21 protein-coding genes and 1 pseudogene are annotated in these 18201 nt (G+C 34.2%); 18 read left to right on the plus strand and 4 right to left on the minus strand.

Translation table 11 applies throughout. The features are described 5' to 3' along the window. Positions 1-525 precede the first annotated feature (525 nt). From OH814_RS10180 to OH814_RS10230, 11 genes and pseudogenes are all read left to right on the plus strand, one after another. The gene (locus OH814_RS10180) at positions 526-942 is read left to right on the plus strand and encodes a hypothetical protein (protein WP_308828085.1); all 417 of its coding nucleotides are present in this window, start codon (positions 526-528) and stop codon (positions 940-942) included. Between the two features lie 102 nt (positions 943-1044). Then, a complete protein-coding gene (locus OH814_RS10185; RefSeq protein ID WP_201132771.1) occupies positions 1045-1302 on the plus strand; it encodes a hypothetical protein in 258 nt (85 codons plus the stop codon). 86 nt (positions 1303-1388) lie between these two features. Next, entirely contained in the window at positions 1389-2093 is a 705-nt protein-coding gene (locus OH814_RS10190) for a hypothetical protein (RefSeq protein ID WP_308828086.1), read from the plus strand. A gap of 160 nt (positions 2094-2253) precedes the next feature. Next, on the plus strand, positions 2254-2463 hold the full coding sequence (locus OH814_RS10195; protein ID WP_308828087.1) for a hypothetical protein: 210 nt from the start codon (positions 2254-2256) through the stop codon (positions 2461-2463). Positions 2464-2654: 191 nt separating this feature from the next. Next, positions 2655-2879: pseudogene (locus OH814_RS10200) on the plus strand (RHS repeat-associated core domain-containing protein); the annotation flags it as partial. A gap of 42 nt (positions 2880-2921) precedes the next feature. Then, positions 2922-3542: a hypothetical protein gene (locus tag OH814_RS10205; protein ID WP_308828088.1), complete on the plus strand. Its 621-nt coding sequence runs from the start codon at positions 2922-2924 to the stop codon at positions 3540-3542. 19 nt (positions 3543-3561) lie between these two features. Further along, positions 3562-4263 carry a hypothetical protein gene (locus OH814_RS10210; protein ID WP_201132769.1) on the plus strand — a complete coding sequence of 234 codons (702 nt, stop codon included), beginning with the start codon at positions 3562-3564 and terminating at the stop codon, positions 4261-4263. 157 nt (positions 4264-4420) lie between these two features. After that, positions 4421-4630, plus strand: coding sequence for a hypothetical protein (locus OH814_RS10215; RefSeq protein WP_201132768.1), 210 nt, complete (start codon positions 4421-4423; stop codon positions 4628-4630). 191 nt (positions 4631-4821) lie between these two features. Then, positions 4822-5763, plus strand: coding sequence for an RHS repeat-associated core domain-containing protein (locus tag OH814_RS10220; protein WP_308828166.1), 942 nt, complete (start codon positions 4822-4824; stop codon positions 5761-5763). A 3-nt stretch (positions 5764-5766) separates the two neighbouring features. Further along, positions 5767-6282 carry a hypothetical protein gene (locus tag OH814_RS10225; protein ID WP_147293617.1) on the plus strand — a complete coding sequence of 172 codons (516 nt, stop codon included), beginning with the start codon at positions 5767-5769 and terminating at the stop codon, positions 6280-6282. Between the two features lie 269 nt (positions 6283-6551). After that, a complete protein-coding gene (locus OH814_RS10230) occupies positions 6552-7001 on the plus strand; it encodes a hypothetical protein (RefSeq protein ID WP_308828089.1) in 450 nt (149 codons plus the stop codon). Between the two features lie 79 nt (positions 7002-7080). Here the strand turns inward: OH814_RS10230 and pepT are convergent, their stop codons facing one another. Further along, positions 7081-8328: a peptidase T gene (gene pepT, locus OH814_RS10235; RefSeq protein ID WP_115620696.1), complete on the minus strand. Its 1248-nt coding sequence runs from the start codon at positions 8326-8328 to the stop codon at positions 7081-7083. A 186-nt stretch (positions 8329-8514) separates the two neighbouring features. Here pepT and OH814_RS10240 point away from each other — a divergent pair, with 186 nt between their 5' ends. The 3 genes from OH814_RS10240 (at position 8515) to OH814_RS10250 (ending at position 11009) form a co-directional block, all read left to right on the plus strand. After that, a complete protein-coding gene (locus OH814_RS10240; RefSeq protein ID WP_123886430.1) occupies positions 8515-9363 on the plus strand; it encodes a hydroxymethylglutaryl-CoA lyase in 849 nt (282 codons plus the stop codon). A gap of 32 nt (positions 9364-9395) precedes the next feature. Next, positions 9396-9797 (plus strand): OsmC family protein, encoded by a 402-nt coding sequence (locus OH814_RS10245; RefSeq protein WP_076561200.1) that lies wholly within the window; start codon positions 9396-9398, stop codon positions 9795-9797. Between the two features lie 375 nt (positions 9798-10172). Then, positions 10173-11009, plus strand: a complete 837-nt coding sequence (locus OH814_RS10250) for a sulfurtransferase (RefSeq protein WP_308828090.1) — start codon at positions 10173-10175, stop codon at positions 11007-11009. 172 nt (positions 11010-11181) lie between these two features. On the opposite strand, the gene OH814_RS10255 is transcribed toward OH814_RS10250, so the two are convergent. From OH814_RS10255 to OH814_RS10265, 3 genes are read right to left on the minus strand one after another with little or no spacing between them, the layout of a single operon-like run. Next, positions 11182-11508, minus strand: a complete 327-nt coding sequence (locus OH814_RS10255) for an SUF system Fe-S cluster assembly protein (RefSeq protein ID WP_076561202.1) — start codon at positions 11506-11508, stop codon at positions 11182-11184. A 36-nt stretch (positions 11509-11544) separates the two neighbouring features. Beyond that, the gene (locus OH814_RS10260; protein WP_308828091.1) at positions 11545-12246 is read right to left on the minus strand and encodes a 3'-5' exonuclease; all 702 of its coding nucleotides are present in this window, start codon (positions 12244-12246) and stop codon (positions 11545-11547) included. Positions 12247-12305: 59 nt separating this feature from the next. Then, positions 12306-12653, minus strand: coding sequence for a tRNA-binding protein (locus OH814_RS10265; RefSeq protein ID WP_308828092.1), 348 nt, complete (start codon positions 12651-12653; stop codon positions 12306-12308). A gap of 211 nt (positions 12654-12864) precedes the next feature. Here OH814_RS10265 and OH814_RS10270 point away from each other — a divergent pair, with 211 nt between their 5' ends. From OH814_RS10270 to OH814_RS10285, 4 genes are all read left to right on the plus strand, one after another. Next, positions 12865-13152: a hypothetical protein gene (locus OH814_RS10270; RefSeq protein ID WP_308828093.1), complete on the plus strand. Its 288-nt coding sequence runs from the start codon at positions 12865-12867 to the stop codon at positions 13150-13152. 138 nt (positions 13153-13290) lie between these two features. Continuing rightward, positions 13291-14169 (plus strand): DUF3347 domain-containing protein, encoded by an 879-nt coding sequence (locus tag OH814_RS10275; protein WP_308828094.1) that lies wholly within the window; start codon positions 13291-13293, stop codon positions 14167-14169. Between the two features lie 13 nt (positions 14170-14182). Beyond that, a complete protein-coding gene (locus OH814_RS10280; protein WP_308828095.1) occupies positions 14183-16486 on the plus strand; it encodes a multicopper oxidase domain-containing protein in 2304 nt (767 codons plus the stop codon). A gap of 148 nt (positions 16487-16634) precedes the next feature. After that, entirely contained in the window at positions 16635-18170 is a 1536-nt protein-coding gene (locus tag OH814_RS10285; RefSeq protein ID WP_308828096.1) for a YifB family Mg chelatase-like AAA ATPase, read from the plus strand. The last annotated feature ends 31 nt before the right edge of the window (positions 18171-18201 follow it).

An 18201-nucleotide genomic window follows, 5' to 3' on the forward strand; every position in this document is an offset into this window, starting at 1 on the left:
TTTTAGCTCCGATAACCGAGCTAATTACTCTGATGTTTGAGCAAAAAGCACAAATGTTTAAGTTCTGAACTCAAATAATTGACAAAAGACTTTCCAACAATGAGCAGATTGCTGATATGCAAAAAGAAACGACAATAATAAACTAACTTGATGCGTGGTTTGCTTTTTATCGCGTCGTAATCATCTATCATAAAAAAAACTATATATTTGAATATAAAAGCATTAAGATGAAAAAAATAGATAATCTAAGTTCGGTTAATCAACAATCGTCACATATTAACTGTAGGCTATTAACGCAGAGGTGAATTTTATTCTTTTATAAGAGAGTAAGCAAAGAAGAATCGACAAGTTGATTTTATAAAACTTTTGTCCAAGCTTTGCGAAGTAAATTTATTTGCCTTTCTTTTTAAAATATAAAGTTTAATTATAAAATCTTTGCGTTTTATGATTTTAAAAACTATTATCAGAATCTCTTATCCCGAACTGAGGTTAAATTAGGTCAGGAACTAATAAAAAAGGCACATAATGGATAGTAGCATATTAAAATTTTCAATAGTTTATATTGTTTTCTTTGTGATAGAAGTTTTCATTAGTTATATATTTTTATTAGTCGAAGAGTCATTTAACATTTCCAGTACAATAGATGCTGTTAGCTTGTGGAATTTTTGGAGACTATTATTTTATGGAGTACCATTTTTAATATTATATTTTTTTTTACTTAAATACTTTAAAAATTTAAAAATTTATAAGCCGTTATTATTTTCTATTTTTAATTTATTAGTCTATATTTTATTGACCTTTTTATCGAGAATTATTTTTGGGAAGAATATTCCACTTTCTCCAGAAGGAATAATGTTTTGGATAACTTGTTTATCAATACTTTTAGCTCCTATTGTTTTAGGGTTTATTCCTTACTTTAGAGGGTTAATGAATAAAATTTAGGTACGTTCAAAAGTCATGAAAAGTTGGATCATTATTACAAGAATTAAAAAGGAATAATATCCACTGTAAAGTGTTTTAAAATCAAAAAAATTTTAATACCAAATGATAAATAAAAAATTAGATGAAATCTTTGATAGAATTTATAAAACAGAATGCTCTGTTGATGATTTGATAATAAAATTAAAAGAAAATGGCTTATCGCAAGGTGAAACGCATATTATTTTGTATAAGAAACTTAAAAACAGATATACTTTTAGTGAGTTACGAAGCTATATCGTTTATTCTTCTTGTTGGTCAGATTCTTTGAAACAAAATATTTCCTTAGATAATGAATTTGATGAATTTTTAAAAGAAGAGTAGCATATGAGCAATCCGCGTCCCGCTCATTACTTTGAAAAGTTGCTACACAAAGCACGAGTAAGACCAACCCAAAATCCCTAAATAGTATGAATTTTAAAACTAAAATAGTTATAATTTTATTATCCTCTTTATTACTTACGAATTGTAAGGAGGAAATGAAAAATTGTGTAAGTCAATCTACCGATACTAATGTAAAACTATATAATGATTTAACAGATCAGTTGATACCTTATTTTTTTAGAGAAGATTATTTAGGTGAAAAAAGATATTTTGATAGTTTAAGAGTTCATGATGATGATTTATATATCAAAGAGAAGACAAAAGCGCACAACGAACTTTTTAATCATCCTGAAAAATTTTGCAATTTGTATATAGATTCTACTAAAAATAAAAATACAGATTTTGCTACAGGTAGTAAATATTTTATTACAGGTCATCCCGAAGCTCATATAAATTCCATAAAAATAAGGAAGGAGTTTTTAAAAGAATTTTCCAGTAATACAGATATTATTAAAAAATTAAGCACACGAAGTTCTATAAAAGCAAATCAATTTAATTTGTGTACCGCAAAAGTTCTAGATCTGGCAGAGTATGATAAACATACAAATGAATGTGAGATAGGTGTTGTCTATTTTTCAGAGATTGTATTCGATACTTCAAAAAAAAGAGCATTAGTTTTTGTTGACCATCTTATAAAAAAAGATTATTACGGTAGAAATGCTGTATTTAAACTAAGATTGCATGATAATTATTGGGAAATAGAAGATGTTATGTTATTGTCAACTTCCTAATTTCCGGCTCTTTACGCGATAGCTCCCCTGGTGCGAGCATCCTGCTCGTACTCATTATACAAAAAAATAGTTAGCTAAGCTTTTGCGAGGAGTTTTGGTATGCTGTAAAAACCATTTTATCCTAAAAAAAACTATATTTTTGAATATAAAAAGCATTAAGATGAAAAAAATAGATAAAAAAGAAGTTCTGCAAATAGCTATTCAAAAGCAGCAGGAATTAACAGAAAATTATACCCAGCGAGTTTCCGATATGAAAGCTGATACTTTCAGCAGAAATGCATCGGCAAGCCAAACCGAAGATCGTCACAGTAACAAGCTCGATGTTTTACAGGCTTTGGAAAAAGAACTCGATTTTGCACAAAAAGAATGAATTGACCGCTTAGTAACCTGCAGCAAAATAATATCACTCCACCGCCAAATTACGGGCAAAACGCTGGCTACAACGGAAGCTGCGTAAGCAATTACTCAGGAGATAAAGAAACTGAAATCTATTGGTTTCATTCGGATCATTTAGGATCTAGCAGCTATATTACGGGAAGAGATGGTGAAGTAACCCAAAATATAGAATACTTCCCAAGTGGTGAGACATTTGTAGAAAACCATAGAAACAGCAATTACAGCCCATATAAATTTAATGGCAAAGAACTTGATGCTGAAACAGGGTATTACTATTATGGAGCTAGGTACTATAATCCTAGAGTTTCTCTTTGGTTGAATGTTGATCCACTAGCGGAGACTACGATGGAGCCTTATATTTATTGTGGAAACAACCCTATTAATTACATTGATCCTGATGGAAGATTTAGATTACCAGCAAATGCTACGAGAATGGAAAGAAGATTATATAATGAGGCAATAAAAACTATAAAAGCGGTGTTTCGAGATTCAGGATTTCGAGAAGCGTTTAAAGACAGATTTAAGGTAGATGATAAAATGATACAGAAAATGCTCAAAGATGGAGATGGGCCCACTGTTATAATGAATGAATATATGGGACATTTGGGGTTATTTGATCAAGACAAAGATTCCAATGCTATTTATATTGATCCTGGCGTAATAAACACGGTTTCAAAACATAAAGGAGATCAAAAGTATATTGATAATTTAGCAGAAATCATAATTCATGAAGGTGGTCATTGGGCAGACTATGCATTTGACAAAATTTCCGAGGAATTTACCCTAGGTTTTAGGACGAGTCTTCAATCAAAAAGTGGTATGCCAGATGCAGGAGATAATTGGGAATATATTTATTTTGGAACAGATACTCAATCTGCTGCTTCTGATCGTGATATAATTACTGAAAAGTTTGATGCAATTAGGTCGAATAATTTTAGAAAAGATTTTAGGCAACAACGTGAAAGCAGGGACTTGAAATCACAAAAAAAGTCATCTATTTTAGATATTTATAAAAAACCAAAAGATAATTTGCGAACAAGAGGATGTTATTAATCTAAAATTTCCAAATAGTATGAATTTTAAGAGTAAAATATTTATAGTTTTATTATCCTCTTTATTACTTACGAATTGTAAGGAGGAAATGAAAAAATGTGTAAGCCAATCAACCGATACTAATGTAAAACTATATAATGATTTAACAGATCAGTTGATACCTTATTTTTTTAGAGAAGATTATTTAGGTAAAAAAAAATATTTTGATAGTTTAAGAGTTCACGATGATGATTTATATATCGAAGAGAAGACAAAAGCGCACAACGAAATTTTTAATCATCCTGAAAAATTTTGCAATTTGTATATAGATTCTACTAAAAATAAAAATACAGATTTTGCTACAGGTAGTAAAAATTTTATTACAGGTCATCCCGAAGCTCCTATAAATTACAAAAAAAGTAGGAAGGAGTTTTTAAAAGAATTTTCCAGTAATACAGACATTATTCAAAAATTAAGTACAAGAAGTTCTATAAAAGCAAATCAATTTAATTTATGTACCGCAAAAGTGCTGGATCTGGCAGAGTATGATAAACATACAAATGAATGTGAGATAGGTGTTGTCTATTTTTCAGAGATTGTATTCGATACTTCAAAAAAAATAGCATTAGTTTTTGTTGACCATAATATAAAAAATTATTACGGTAGAACTGCTGTATTTAAACTAAGATTGCATGATAATTATTGGGAAATAGAAGATGTTATGTTAGTGTCAACTTCCTAATTTCCGGCTCTTTACGCGATAGCTCCCCTGGTGCGAGCATCCTGCTCGTACTCATTATACAAAAAAATCGTTAGCTAAGCTTTTGCGAGGAGTTTTGGTATACTGTAAAAGCTACTTTATCCTAAAAAACTATATATTTGAATATAAAAGCATTAAGATGAAAAAAATAGATAAGAAAGAAGTGCTGCAGATAGCTATTCAAAAGCAGCAGGAATTAACAGAAAATTATACCCAGCGAGTTTCCGATATGAATGCTGATAGTTTCAGCAGAAATGCATCGGCAAGCCAAACCGAAGATCGTCACAGTAACAAGCTCGATGTTTTACAGGCTTTGGAAAAAGAACTCGATTTTGCACAAAAAGAATGAATTGACCGCTTCTTAACCTGCAGCTAAACAGCATTACACCACCGCCAAATTACGGGCAAAACGCTGGCTACAACGGAAACTGCGTAAGCAATTACTCAGGAGATAAAGAAACTGAAATCTATTGGTTTCATTCGGATCATTTAGGATCTAGCAGCTATATTACAGGAAGAGATGGTGAAGTAACTCAAAATATAGAATACTTCCCAAGTGGCGAGGTTTTTGTTGAAAACCATAATATTAAAAGTAATAACAGCCCATATAAATTTAATGGCAAAGAACTTGATGCAGAAACAGGGTATTATTATTATGGGGCGAGATATTACAATCCTAGAGTGTCTCTTTGGTTGAATGTTGATCCACTAGCGGAAGAGTTTCCAGGCTGGAGTCCATACAATTACGCACTACAAAATCCCATTAGGTTTACTGATCCCGATGGACAAGCACCAAATGATATTGTGTATATTAATAATCGAGGAGTAGAAGTTCATCGTATAAAAAGTGATACTCAATTTAGAACCTATATACAGGCAACTACTAACGCAAGTAGTGACCCTTCTCGAAGTACAGCAGGATGGAAACAGGTTGTGATGCCTAATATTATTCAAAGTAAAGGAGGGGAAAATGTTTCGGGATCAGCCTATCAAGAAAATGATTATCAAATTGCTGCACGAACAGGATATTTTAACCAAGCTAAAAATTCGGGACAATTAAATTTAGTGACGGAAGGGGGAAATTCTATTCCTCAGGAAGCAATTAAAGGAATCTCTGATTTAGATCCAACTTTGGTTAAGGCAATCACGGTTCAAGAATCGAATGCGGGTACATCTGGTATAACTGATATAATGCAAGCGAATGTTCCTGGAGACTGGTCTAAAATGAAAAGTGAATATGGATTAACCAAAGGAGCTAAAACCGAGGAAACAAACTCATTATTTGCAGGAACAAGGGTTTTAGCTACAAAAGGATTTAGAGGAGGGGTTTCTTACGATTCGAAAACAGGAAAGTCAACATATAAATTCCAAGGCTGGGCAAAAGCAGTAGAAGCTTATAATGGTGGTGGTACAGCTGGTTATCAGAAAAGAGTATTGCAAATGCAACAAGAATCGAAAAAACCTAAACCTTCAGATTACTAAAAAATGAAACGAATTTTTTTAACATTAATAATATTGACAGGATGTAGCAAATCCAAACCGTCAACAGACACATATAAAAAAAATATCGATTATTATGAACGTTGTCGTTTGTTGGTATTAGAGGAAAATATACCTAAACAAAATTTTGAGTTTGAAAAAAAAGGAAAAGAAATTGACCAACAAATAGTAAGGTATTTAGGTAATATTGTTACTACCAAAAAAGATACTCTTAAAATTGTAAATTCCATTCATTATACAGGTGTTTACGAAGATGCTAAAAGAGGCAATGGTCAATTATATATCTATAGTATTAATAACGAATTACTTGGCTATTATAATTTAGGTTCTGCATTAGCTGTACCAAATGATATAGAAAATAATAGAGAATTGATTTTTAAATATGATAATGAAAGCTGTAATCAAACTACTAAAATTAGTTTAAGAGATAGTATTCCTAAAAAAATATTTATTCAATGTACAAAAGAAGGAGGAGATCTTTATAACCTTCAAAAAGAATAGATATAAACAAAAACCCCGCTTATAAGCGGGGTTTTTGTTTATATAGCAAGCGCATTAGCAAGCGTTTGTTTTAGTCTTTGCTTTGTGACAAGTCCGTCAATAATAGAGAAGACGGATTTTTTTTCATTCTCCCCATGCTGGTGCGAGCATCCTGCTCGTACTCATTATACAAAAAAATCGTTAGCTAAGCTTTTGCGAGGAGTTTTGGTATACTGTAAAAGCTACTTTATCCTAAAAAAAACTATATATTTGAATATAAAAGCATTAAGATGAAAAAAATAGATAAGAAAGAAGTTCTGCAGATAGCTATTCAAAAGCAGCAGGAATTAACAGAAAATTATACCCAGCGTGTTTCCGATATGAAAGCTGATACTTTCAGCAGAAATGCATCGGCAAGCCAAACCGAAGATCGTCACAGTAACAAACTCGACGTTTTACAGGCTTTGGAAAAAGAACTCGATTTTGCACAAAACGAATTAAATTACCTAAGTCAGCTAGACATTACGGAAGAGAACGCCAATGTGTCTCCAGGAGCAATTGTGGTCACGGATACCTTAACTTTTTTCATTGGTATCTCAACCGACAAAATTGAGATGAGCGGAACAACTGTTGTTGGAATTTCTACTAAAGCTCCCATTTATGCAAATATGAAAGATCTTCAAAAAAACGATTCCTTTACTTTTAATGAAAAGACATATCAGATTTTAGATTTATATTAAAACATTTCTAAATTAAAGTCATAAAAACAAATAATCCGTCCCACAACTGGGACGGATTATTTTGTATATCATTAAATTCTTACGCTTTCACAATATTCAGAATCACTTCAACTGCCTTCTCCATGCTTTCTAAAGCCACATATTCGTAAGGTCCGTGGAAATTGATTCCACCCGCAAAAATATTCGGACAAGGAAGTCCCATATAAGATAATTGCGCTCCGTCTGTACCGCCTCTGATGGCTTTTATTTTAGGCTCAATACCTGCTTCTTTCATTGCTTTTGCAGCAAGATCGATGATGTGCATTTTACCTTCAAACTGTTGCTTCATGTTGCGGTATTGTTCCTTTATCTCCACTTCGGCGGTTTTTTCACCATGTTTTTGATTAAACTCAGCAACTTTTTCTTCCATGAATTTTTTTCTTGCCTCAAATTTCTCTTCATCATGATCACGAATGATATATTGAAGTTTACACTCTGAAACATCAGACGTTACATCCATCAAATGATAAAATCCGTCAAATCCTTTTGTCGTAGAAGGAGTTTCGTTTGCAGGAAGAGACTGTATAAATTCTGCAGCCAAAAGATTGGCATTTACCATTTTCCCGAAAGCATAACCAGGGTGTACGCTCAAACCGTGAATTTTTACCACTGCTCCAGCAGCATTGAAATTTTCGTATTCCAATTCTCCAACTTCGCTTCCATCCATTGTATAAGCCCATTCTGCACCAAATTTTGCCACATCAAATTTGTGTGCACCTCTTCCGATTTCTTCATCCGGCGTAAATCCAACCGCAATTCTTCCATGCTTGATTTCAGGGTGAGCGATTAAATATTCAGCAGCCGTTACAATTTCTGCACAGCCAGCTTTGTCATCGGCTCCCAAAAGCGTATTTCCGTCAGTGGTAATTAAAGTCTGACCGATATATTTCTTTAAACTTTCAAATTTTGAAGGTGATAAAGTAAAGTTTGTTTCCCTGTTTAAGATCAAATCTTCACCTGCATAATTTTCCCAAACTTGTGGTTTTACATTTTCACCACTAAAATCAGGGGAAGTATCGTAATGAGAAATAAATCCTATTGTCGGCTGATTGTCGTTTTCCAGATTAGAGGGAACGTAGCCCATAATATAACCGTGCTCGTCAATAGAAACATCTTCCAAACCAATCGTTTTTAGCTCTTCAACGATGTAATTGGCAATGTCCCACTGTCGTTCTGTTGAAGGAGTGGTTTCGCTTTCGGCGTCACTTGTTGAATATATTTTTACATAGCTGAGAAAACGGTTCAGCAGTTTTTCTCTCCACATCGAGTTGAATTCTATTGTACTCATTTTGATATCATAAATTTTAACAAAGTTAATAAATTCAAAGCTCAGAACGGGTTATTTGTTGGTGAATGTATTGTATCGAAATTTTAAATCAGAAATAAATTATTGATAATCAATTTAATATTAGCTTTGCTGGAAACGAGAACTAAATAGTTTAGTTTTATTATATTTGAGAAAATCAAAAGTAAAATGTTTCTTACCGAATGCCCTAGAGATGCGATGCAGGGTTGGGATGAGTTTATCCCGACCGATAAAAAAATAGATTACATCAATTCACTGATGGAAGTTGGTTTTGATGTGCTTGACTGCCTGAGTTTTGTCTCTCCGAAAGCAATTCCGCAAATGGCAGATTCTGCTGAGGTTGCCGAGAATATCGATAAATCTTTGTCTAATACCAAGGTTTCGGCAATTATTGCCAATTATAGAGGTGCTGAAAAAGCTTTGAAGCATCAGTCTGTAGATATTTTGGGATTTCCTTTTTCTATTTCTGAAACTTTTCAACATAGAAATACCAATAAAAATCAGGAGGAAGCTTTTGATGATATTGTAAAGATGCTTGAGCTCACAAAAAGTGAAGGCAAAGAACTGAATATTTATTTTTCAATGGCGTTTGGAAACCCGTATGGGGAAATGTGGAAATGGGAAGATGTAGATTTTTGGGCCAATAGATTTTCTGAAATAGGAATTAAAAATATCCTGCTTTCTGACACAACTGGAGTAGCAACGCCGGAAACTATTGCTTTATTATTCGAAAAAATTCCTTCAAAATATCCTGAAATAGATTTTGGCGCACATTTTCATAACCGTTACGAAGATTCTTATTCTAAATTAAAAGCAGCTTATGATAAAGGTTGCAGAAGATACGATTCTGCAATAAAAGGAATTGGTGGCTGCCCGATGGCAAAAGATGATTTGGTAGGAAATATGCCGACAGAGCAGGTAATCAATTTTATGAGTGTTGAAAAAGCGGAACACAAATTGAATTTATTAAATTTCGAGAGTTCTTATAACAGAGCGAAAGATATTTTTCATTTTTAGAGACAGTGTCTCTTTCATTTTAAATTAAAATTATGACATCAAAAATAACATACACAGGAGATTTAAGATGTTCAGCAGAACATTTACAGTCTGGAACCATCATAGAAAGTGATGCGCCAACAGACAACCACGGAAAAGGTGAAAAATTTTCACCGACAGACTTGTGTGCAACTTCTTTGGCAGAATGCGCATTGACAACCATTGCCATTTTGGGTAAAGACAAGAATATTAATATTGATGGAGCGTATTGTACACTTCAGAAAATTATGAAAACTGAGCCAAGAAGAATTGGTGAGATCGTCTGTAATTTTGTTTTTTCAGATCAGTATTCAGATGAAGAAAAGGCCTTTATTGAGGAAACCGCTCACAATTGTCCGGTTTCAAAAAGTCTTCATCCGGAACTTGTACAGACCATGATTTTCATTTATCAATAACTAAAACCGCAGAAATCTCTGCGGTTTTTATTTTTTAGCTTTAATAGATTTTTGCAGATTTAAACTTAAATCGAACTGAGTTTAGGATAAGAATTAAGCGAAATCTTTTACCTAGCAAAGATTTTAATTTTTAAGCTTATTATTTGAAGGAGCCAAGAATAGCGACAAAGTCGCTGATGAAGTTTAGATAAAAACGAGAGCTTCATAAAAATCAATTTATTGATTCTCAATCTTTGCTCCTTAAAATAAGATTTGCAATAATAAAGCTTTGCGTTAAATATATAACAGTTTTATAGTGAGTATTTTATGATTGTCGCTTAAGCCTAATTTATGTAAATTAATCAGGGATAAACATTTAAATTAAAATAAACATCGATGCTTCCCATAATTTCACCACAACAATTAAGAGAACTTTCTACAAAAAGCCTTATTATTCTTGATGTACGAACCGGAAAAGACAATTATCAAAACTATCTCAATAAACACATCAAAGGAGCAAGGTTTGTAGATTTAGATGAAGATTTAGCTGATGTTGGCGAGAATGTAGCTTTTGGAGGAAGACATCCTCTGCCAGAAATTCAAAAATTTAGTGAAACAGTTACTCTTTTAGGGATTTCTGAAGATTCTTATGTCATCATTTATGATGATAAAAACGGAGCTAACGCTGCAGCGCGAGCATGGTGGATGTTGAGATCCTGTGGTCTTAAAAATATTCAGGTTTTAGATGGTGGAATTCAGGCAGCTGAAAAAGAAGGATTGGAGTTTTCGTCAGGAGAAGAGACTTTTGAGAAATCTGAAATCATTACAAAAGAACATTGGCTTCTTCCTGTTTCAAGCTTGGAAGATGTTGAAAATGAATTAACAAGCGAATCTGCTACCGTCATTGATGTAAGGGATGCTTATCGTTATAAGGGTGAGTCTGAACCGATCGATTTAATTGCTGGTCATATTCCCGGAGCCATTAATATTCCTTTTTCTGAAAATTTAGATCAAAACGGAAGTTTCCTGAAGCCGGAAATTTTGAGAGAAAAATATAAAGATTTATTGAAAAATAAGCCTGAAAAATTAATCGTTCATTGTGGTTCGGGAGTTACGGCTTGTCATACTATTTTAGCATTAGAATATGCCGGTTTTCAAATGTCAAATCTATATGTAGGTTCGTGGAGCGAATGGAGCAGAAGAGAAGGAAAAGAAATTGCACGAGAAGATTAAAGGATTGAAGTTGGGAGATGGAAGTCGATACAAGCATTCATTTCTAATAATGTTTTCATTAATAGTAACCTCAGGAAAGAATAAAAAAAACCGGAGAATTTCCGGTTTTATATTGTTTTGATGCGGAACGAAGATAAAACTTCCAGCCTCCGGCTTCCTTCATCCATCTTATTTAGAGCATTCCCAACTCAAATTTTGCCTCTTCACTCATCATATCTTTGTTCCAAGTGGGTTCGAAAGTTAGTTCCAAATCTACTTCGTTCACATTTTCCACTTCTTTCACTTTGTCCTTTACCTCTTGCGGAAGACTTTCCGCAACGGGACAGTTAGGACTCGTTAAGGTCATGATGATTTTCACATCAGCTTCATCGGAAATCTGTACATCATAAATTAAACCCAATTCATAAATATCTACCGGAATTTCAGGATCATAAACAGTTTTTAATATTCTTATAATTTCTTCTCCTATATCGGCAATCTGATCGTCTGTAAATTTCATTTTATCGTTTTAATGACCGTTCCAACGGTATTTTATTTAATCTAAATTGATATTTCTTTTTAATAAATCTTCCTGACGCATCCGTCTGAAAATATTGGCCAAAGTTAAGACATCTTTTTCACAATATTCGACTATTCGTTGCAAGTCTTTTTCTATGTAGTAGATTGATGAAACCATTGATCCGTCGATGTCGTCTTTCGGTGTAGGAATTCCGAAAACATGCGCTAAAAGCTCAAGTGAAATATAGCTTTTGTAGTCTCCGAATTTCCAAAGTTCCATCGTGTCGAGATGCGGAATTTCCCAAGGTTTTTTTCCAAACATTTGAAATGGAGATGGAGGCATCATTCCGTTGATCAAAAACCGTCTTGCAATCCACGGAAAATCAAATTCTTTTCCGTTATGCGCACAGAGAATAACATCACGCAGTCTCGGGCTGTTAAAAAGCTCTCCAAATTCCTGAAGAATTTTTCTTTCATCATCATCTGCAAAGCTTTTTATTCTTAAAGTCTCGTTTTTTTCGAGCATTCCGATCGTAATGCAGATAATTTTTCCAAACTCTGCCATAATACCGGCTCTATCATAAAAATCTTCTGCAGAGATCTCATCTTTTCTTTGATATCTAGTTTTTTTATCCCAAAGTTTCTGTTCGGTTTCAGAAAGGTCTTCCCAGGAACCTGCATTTGGAACTGTTTCAATATCAAGGAATAAGACTTTTTCTAATGAAATATTTTGTATCATGATTGTGTTTTTGTAAGTTGATTAATAATGGTTTAGAAACGATGAGATTATGTAGATCGTTATCCCACCTGTAATCCGTTTTTCGTCGGAAGAGATGGCGATAAAAGCGTTACGTCTTTTGCATCATCACCATAGACTCCTAAAACAAGGCATTCGCTGAAAAAATTGGCAATCTGTTTTTTAGGGAAGTTAACAACGGCTAAAATTTGTTTACCCACCAAATCTTCTTTGCTGTAAAGTGTTGTGATTTGTGCTGCAGATTTTCTTATTCCTAAATCTCCAAAATCGATTTCAAGCTGATAAGAAGGGTTTCTTGCTTTTTCAAAATCATTCACGGAAATAATTGTCCCGCATCGAATGTCTAATTTCTCAAAATCTGCCCAGGTTATTTCAGGTTTTGTTGTCATAATCAAATGTTCTCTCTTTTTGTGCTTCTTTAAAAGAAGGTTATTTACAAATATAAATATTTTGCTTGGAGATATATTGTGATTATGGCAATTAAAAATTGTTAAAAATTTTATTTTTGGATTAGAAAAGCTTTATCTTCGCAGGAAGATGTTTCGTAGCGCTTACATATTGTTTTTCTTTTGTTTGGGGTTTTTCTTAATGCCCAATAAGATGTATGCATGCAAAATGGAAGCTGCTTCAACTCATAAAGTAGATTCTAAGGCTGCTACATCAAAAAAAGATGATTGCGAGCATAAGAAATCTGAAAAAAATCATTGCGGAAACGATTGTAGCAATGCTTTGTGTAAATGCCCTACAAACAGCAATATTTCTTTTTTTTATTCTAACAGTTTCTCTTTCACTAAAGTAAAGGTTAATGTATTCCATTTTTTTCTGATTGATGAAACTAATATTTCCAAAGGTTTCTATTCCATTTGGCTGATTCCTAAAATAGGATAATCCTTTAATGTATAGCCACAGCTATGCTTTTTTGAAAACATTTCTGTTTTCAACTTTATCATTTATTTAAACTTAATTTCAAAACAATGAGACAAGTAGATGCTGCATTTACTTGTGATCATTACAATAAAAAATATTATGAAGTCAATATCAAAAATAATGGCCGTCATGATGCTTTTAGTATCATTGATATATACTGCCCAGATCAAAAATGCAAAAACCGAAACGGTAAAAATCTCTGGAAATTGCGACATGTGCAAATCAACAATTGAAAAAACCGGAAATGTCAAAAACGTAGCCAAGGTAAACTGGGATAAAGAAACAAAAATGGCAACTCTAACTTATGATGCATCGAAAACAGACCAACAGGAAATTTTAAAAAGAATTGCCCAGGCAGGATATGATAGTGATTCATTTTATGCACCGGATGATGTTTATGCCAAACTACCGTCTTGTTGTCAATATAAAAGAAATAAGACAACAACAATGGACGGGCACGGACATGATCATTCTGCAATGAAAGGCTCTATGTCAAACGAGCAGGATCACTCTTCAATGTCTGATCATTCTTCAATGACTCAGAAAAGTAAACCGACTGGTTCTCCTTTGCAAAGTATTCAGAATTCTTATTTTTCATTAAAAAATGCTCTTGTAAAATCGGATGCTAAAACTGCTTCTGGAAGAGGAAAAGAATTAACAGATGCAATCACGGCTATAAAAATGGATGAACTGTCAGCTACAGAGCATGATGTTTGGATGGAAGTAATGAAAAGCTTAAATAGTGACGCTTCAGCAATTGCTCAAACGCAAGACATAAAAAAACAAAGAGAAGCTTTCAAATCATTATCTAAAAACATGTATGAATTGCTGAAAACTTCAAAACATTCTGCTCCTATTTATTATCAGTATTGTCCTATGCAGGATGCTAATTGGCTGAGTACGGAAAGCACAATTAAAAATCCATATTACGGAGCACAAATGCTTACTTGTGGAAATACGGTTGAAACTTTAAAATAAAACAAGGAGTAATATGTTAAAAACTAAATATATAGTTCTCTGGATTTTGTTTTCGTTTTCCTTTGCAAAAGCACAGGAGCATTCTCCACATAATACTCAGAACAAAAAAATTCTTCCTTTCCCTGAGAAAAAATTAACGGAAGGTAAAACGGTAACTTATCATTTGTATGTAAAAGATACGCTGGTTAATTTCACAGGAAAAATGAAAAGAGCGATTGCCGTTAATGGTCAGATTCCGATGCCGACGCTCACATTTACCGAAGGTGATACTGCGGAAATCATTGTACATAATATGATGGATGAAGAAACTTCTCTACACTGGCACGGATTGATGCTGCCCAACAAAGAAGACGGTGTTCCTATGCTTACCCAAATGGGGATTAAACCGCATTCTACATATACTTATAAATTTCCGATCATTCAGCATGGTACGCATTGGTATCATTCCCATTCAGGAATGCAGGAGCAGATCGGAATGTACGGATCGCTGATTTTGAAAAAAAGAAAGGATGATCCTACGTTCAGAAAAGGGATTGATGATATTCCGGCAATTCCGTTGATTTTAAGTGAATGGACAGATCTAAACCCTCATAATGTGCATAGAATGCTTCACAACGCCAATGACTGGTTTGGGATAAAGAAAAAAAGCACTCAAAGTTATTGGGAAGCCATAAAAGAAGGACATTTTGGAACTAAAGTGACCAATGAATGGAAAAGGATGCTTGCAATGGATGTAAGCGATATTTATTACGATAAATTTTTGATTAATGGTAATTCTGAACAGCAATTGTCGCAATTTAAGGCAGGAGATAGAGTGCGGCTTCGGATTTCCAACGGAGGTGCTTCGTCCTATTTCTGGATCAATTATGCAGGTGGCAAGATTGAAGTTGTAGCAAACGACGGAAATGATGTAGAGCCTTTAATGGTAGACAGACTTATCATAGGAGTTTCTGAAACGTACGATATCGTAGTCACCATTCCTGAAAAAAATACGTCTTACGAACTTTTGGTAACTCCGGAAGACAGAACGAAGTCAGCATCAATTTATATAGGAGAAGGGGTGAAGCAGCTTCATGCTCCACTTCCGAAACTTAAATATTTTGAAGGGATGAAAATGATGAATGATATGATGAAGATGAACGGTGATATGAAAGATATGGGAATGGCAATGAGCCTCCAGAAAATGGATATGAATGCTGTAATGTATCCTGAAATCTCTGGCGAGAAACCAAAAAAATCTCAAAAAATAGATATGGATAAGGATATGAAGATAAATCATTCTTCACACAATATGGGAAATAATGATATAGTAACCTTAAACTATAATGTGCTTAAATCTCCATACGATACTTCACTACCGATAAAAGATTCTGTGAAAAATATTACCCTTACTCTTACCGGAAATATGAATCGTTATGTATGGAGCATGGATAATAAAGTGCTCTCCGAAGTTGATAAAATACAGGTTAAAAAAGGAGAAATATTAAGAATAAAATTGATCAACAATTCTATGATGAGACATCCGATGCACTTGCACGGATTTGATTTCCGTGTACTTAATGACAACGGAGCTCAGTCTCCATTGAAAAATGTATTGGATATCATGCCTATGGAAACTGATGTGATAGAATTTGCTGCCAATACCGAAGGAGACTGGTTTTTTCATTGTCATATTTTATATCACATGATGGCAGGGATGAACAGAGTTTTTGCTGTTGGAGACTATCAGAACCCGGAAATTCCGGATAAAGAAAAAGCCTATAAAATGCTTCAGGACGAAAGTAACGAATGGCATCTTATGGCAGAAAATGATTTTGCAACCAATGGTAACGACGGTCAGGCAATGTTGCAAAATGCAAGATGGAGCATCGGTGCAGAATGGAGATTAGGATACAACAGTATGCACGGCTACGAAACAGAAACCCATATTGGCCGATATATTGGTAAAATGCAATGGTTAATGCCTTTTATTGGTTTTGATTGGAGATACAGAAACTCTCACGGTTCGGAATTGGAAAAAAATCTCTTTGGGCAGAAAAGTAAAAAAGACCAACGTGCAACGCTAAGTGCCGGAGTGGTTTACACTTTACCAATGCTGGTTGATTTTCAGGCAGAAGTCTTCACAGACGGAATTGTGAGGCTGCAATTAAGAAGAGAAGACATTCCTCTTACACAAAGATTGCGCGGTGCTTTTTCTGTAAATACTGATAAAGAATATATGCTGGGTTTAAAATATATAGTTACCCGAAATGCATCCTTATCTACCCATTATGATAGTGATATGGGTTGGGGAGCAGGTATAACGCTGGCTTACTAAATCTTTTCTTACATATTAAACTAAAAACCAGAACAAAAATATTGTTCTGGTTTTTAATTGTTCGATAACTATTACCTTTTGTCAAATTGATAACATTTAATTATTATTTGATAGAAATTTTGATTATTTTTACTTAAAACACAATATAATGCTGATAAAAATTTATGGCAGCGCCATTCATGGAGTTTCTGCACAAACTATTACCATAGAAGTCAATGTTGATACAGGAGGAGTAGGCTATCATTTGGTAGGTCTTCCCGATAATGCCATCAAAGAAAGCAGTTATAGAATTTCTGCGGCACTCAAAAATTGCGGATTTAAGATTCCCGGGAAAAAGATTACAATCAATATGGCTCCGGCAGATCTGCGAAAAGAAGGTGCAGCGTATGATTTGAGTATTGCAATCGGAATTTTAATTGCGTCTGACCAGATTTTGGGTGAAAATGTACAGGATTATATCATTATGGGTGAGCTTTCGCTTGATGGGAGTTTGCAGCCGATAAGAGGAGTGCTTCCCATTGCTATTCAGGCTCGTGAAGCAGGTTTTAAAGGAATTATTTTACCTAAACAAAACACCAGGGAAGCAGCCATTGTCAATAATCTTGATGTATATGGTGTTGAAAATATCAAAGAGGTCATCGATTTTTTTAATGAAGGAAAGCCTCTTGAGAAAGTGGTTTTAGATACCAGAAAAGAATTTCAGGATAAAATAAATAATTTCCCTTTTGATTTTTCTGAAGTAAAAGGCCAGGAAACCGCCAAGAGAGCAATGGAAGTTGCCGCTGCCGGAGGCCACAATATTATTCTTATCGGTCCACCGGGAAGCGGAAAAACAATGCTGGCAAAAAGAGTTCCGAGTATTTTGCCGCCACTTACTTTAAAAGAAGCTTTAGAAACTACAAAAATACATTCCGTAGCCGGGAAAATGGGAACGGAAACTTCTTTGATGACCGTTCGCCCATTTCGTTCACCTCATCATACGATTTCAGATGTTGCGCTTGTTGGTGGCGGAAGTTACCCACAACCTGGAGAAATTTCATTGGCTCATAACGGAGTTTTATTTCTTGATGAAATGCCCGAATTTAAAAGAACGGTTTTGGAAGTCATGCGTCAGCCTCTAGAAGACCGAGAAGTAACAATTTCCAGAGCTAGGTTTACCGTAAATTATCCTGCAAGCTTTATGCTGATTGCTTCGATGAACCCAAGTCCGAGCGGATATTTTCCCGACGATCCCAATAATACGTCTTCTGTTTTTGAAATGCAGCGGTATATGAATAAACTTTCGGGACCACTTTTAGACAGAATCGATATTCATGTTGAGGTGCAGAAAGTTGAGTTTGAAAAATTGACGGATAAAAGGAAAGGTGAAAAAAGCGAAGATATCAGAAAAAGGGTTTTAAAAGCCCGAGAAATTCAAAATGAAAGGTATAAAGATTTGCAAATCAGCTACAACGCCCAAATTGGACCAAAAGAAACTGAAACGTTTTGTGAACTTAATGACGCCTCATTTAACCTTATTAAACAAGCTATGGAAAAACTGAATCTTTCTGCCAGAGCATTTGACAGGATTTTAAAAGTAGCCCGAACAATTGCTGATCTGGAAGAGTCTGAAAATATTTTATCTCATCATATTTCGGAAGCGATACAGTATAGAAGCCTCGATCGGGAGTTTTGGAATGTTTAATATCAATTTTCATTAATAAAAAAGCACCCCT

Source organism: Chryseobacterium sp. CFS15 (genome assembly GCF_031118795.1).
GTDB lineage: Bacteria > Bacteroidota > Bacteroidia > Flavobacteriales > Weeksellaceae > Chryseobacterium > Chryseobacterium indoltheticum.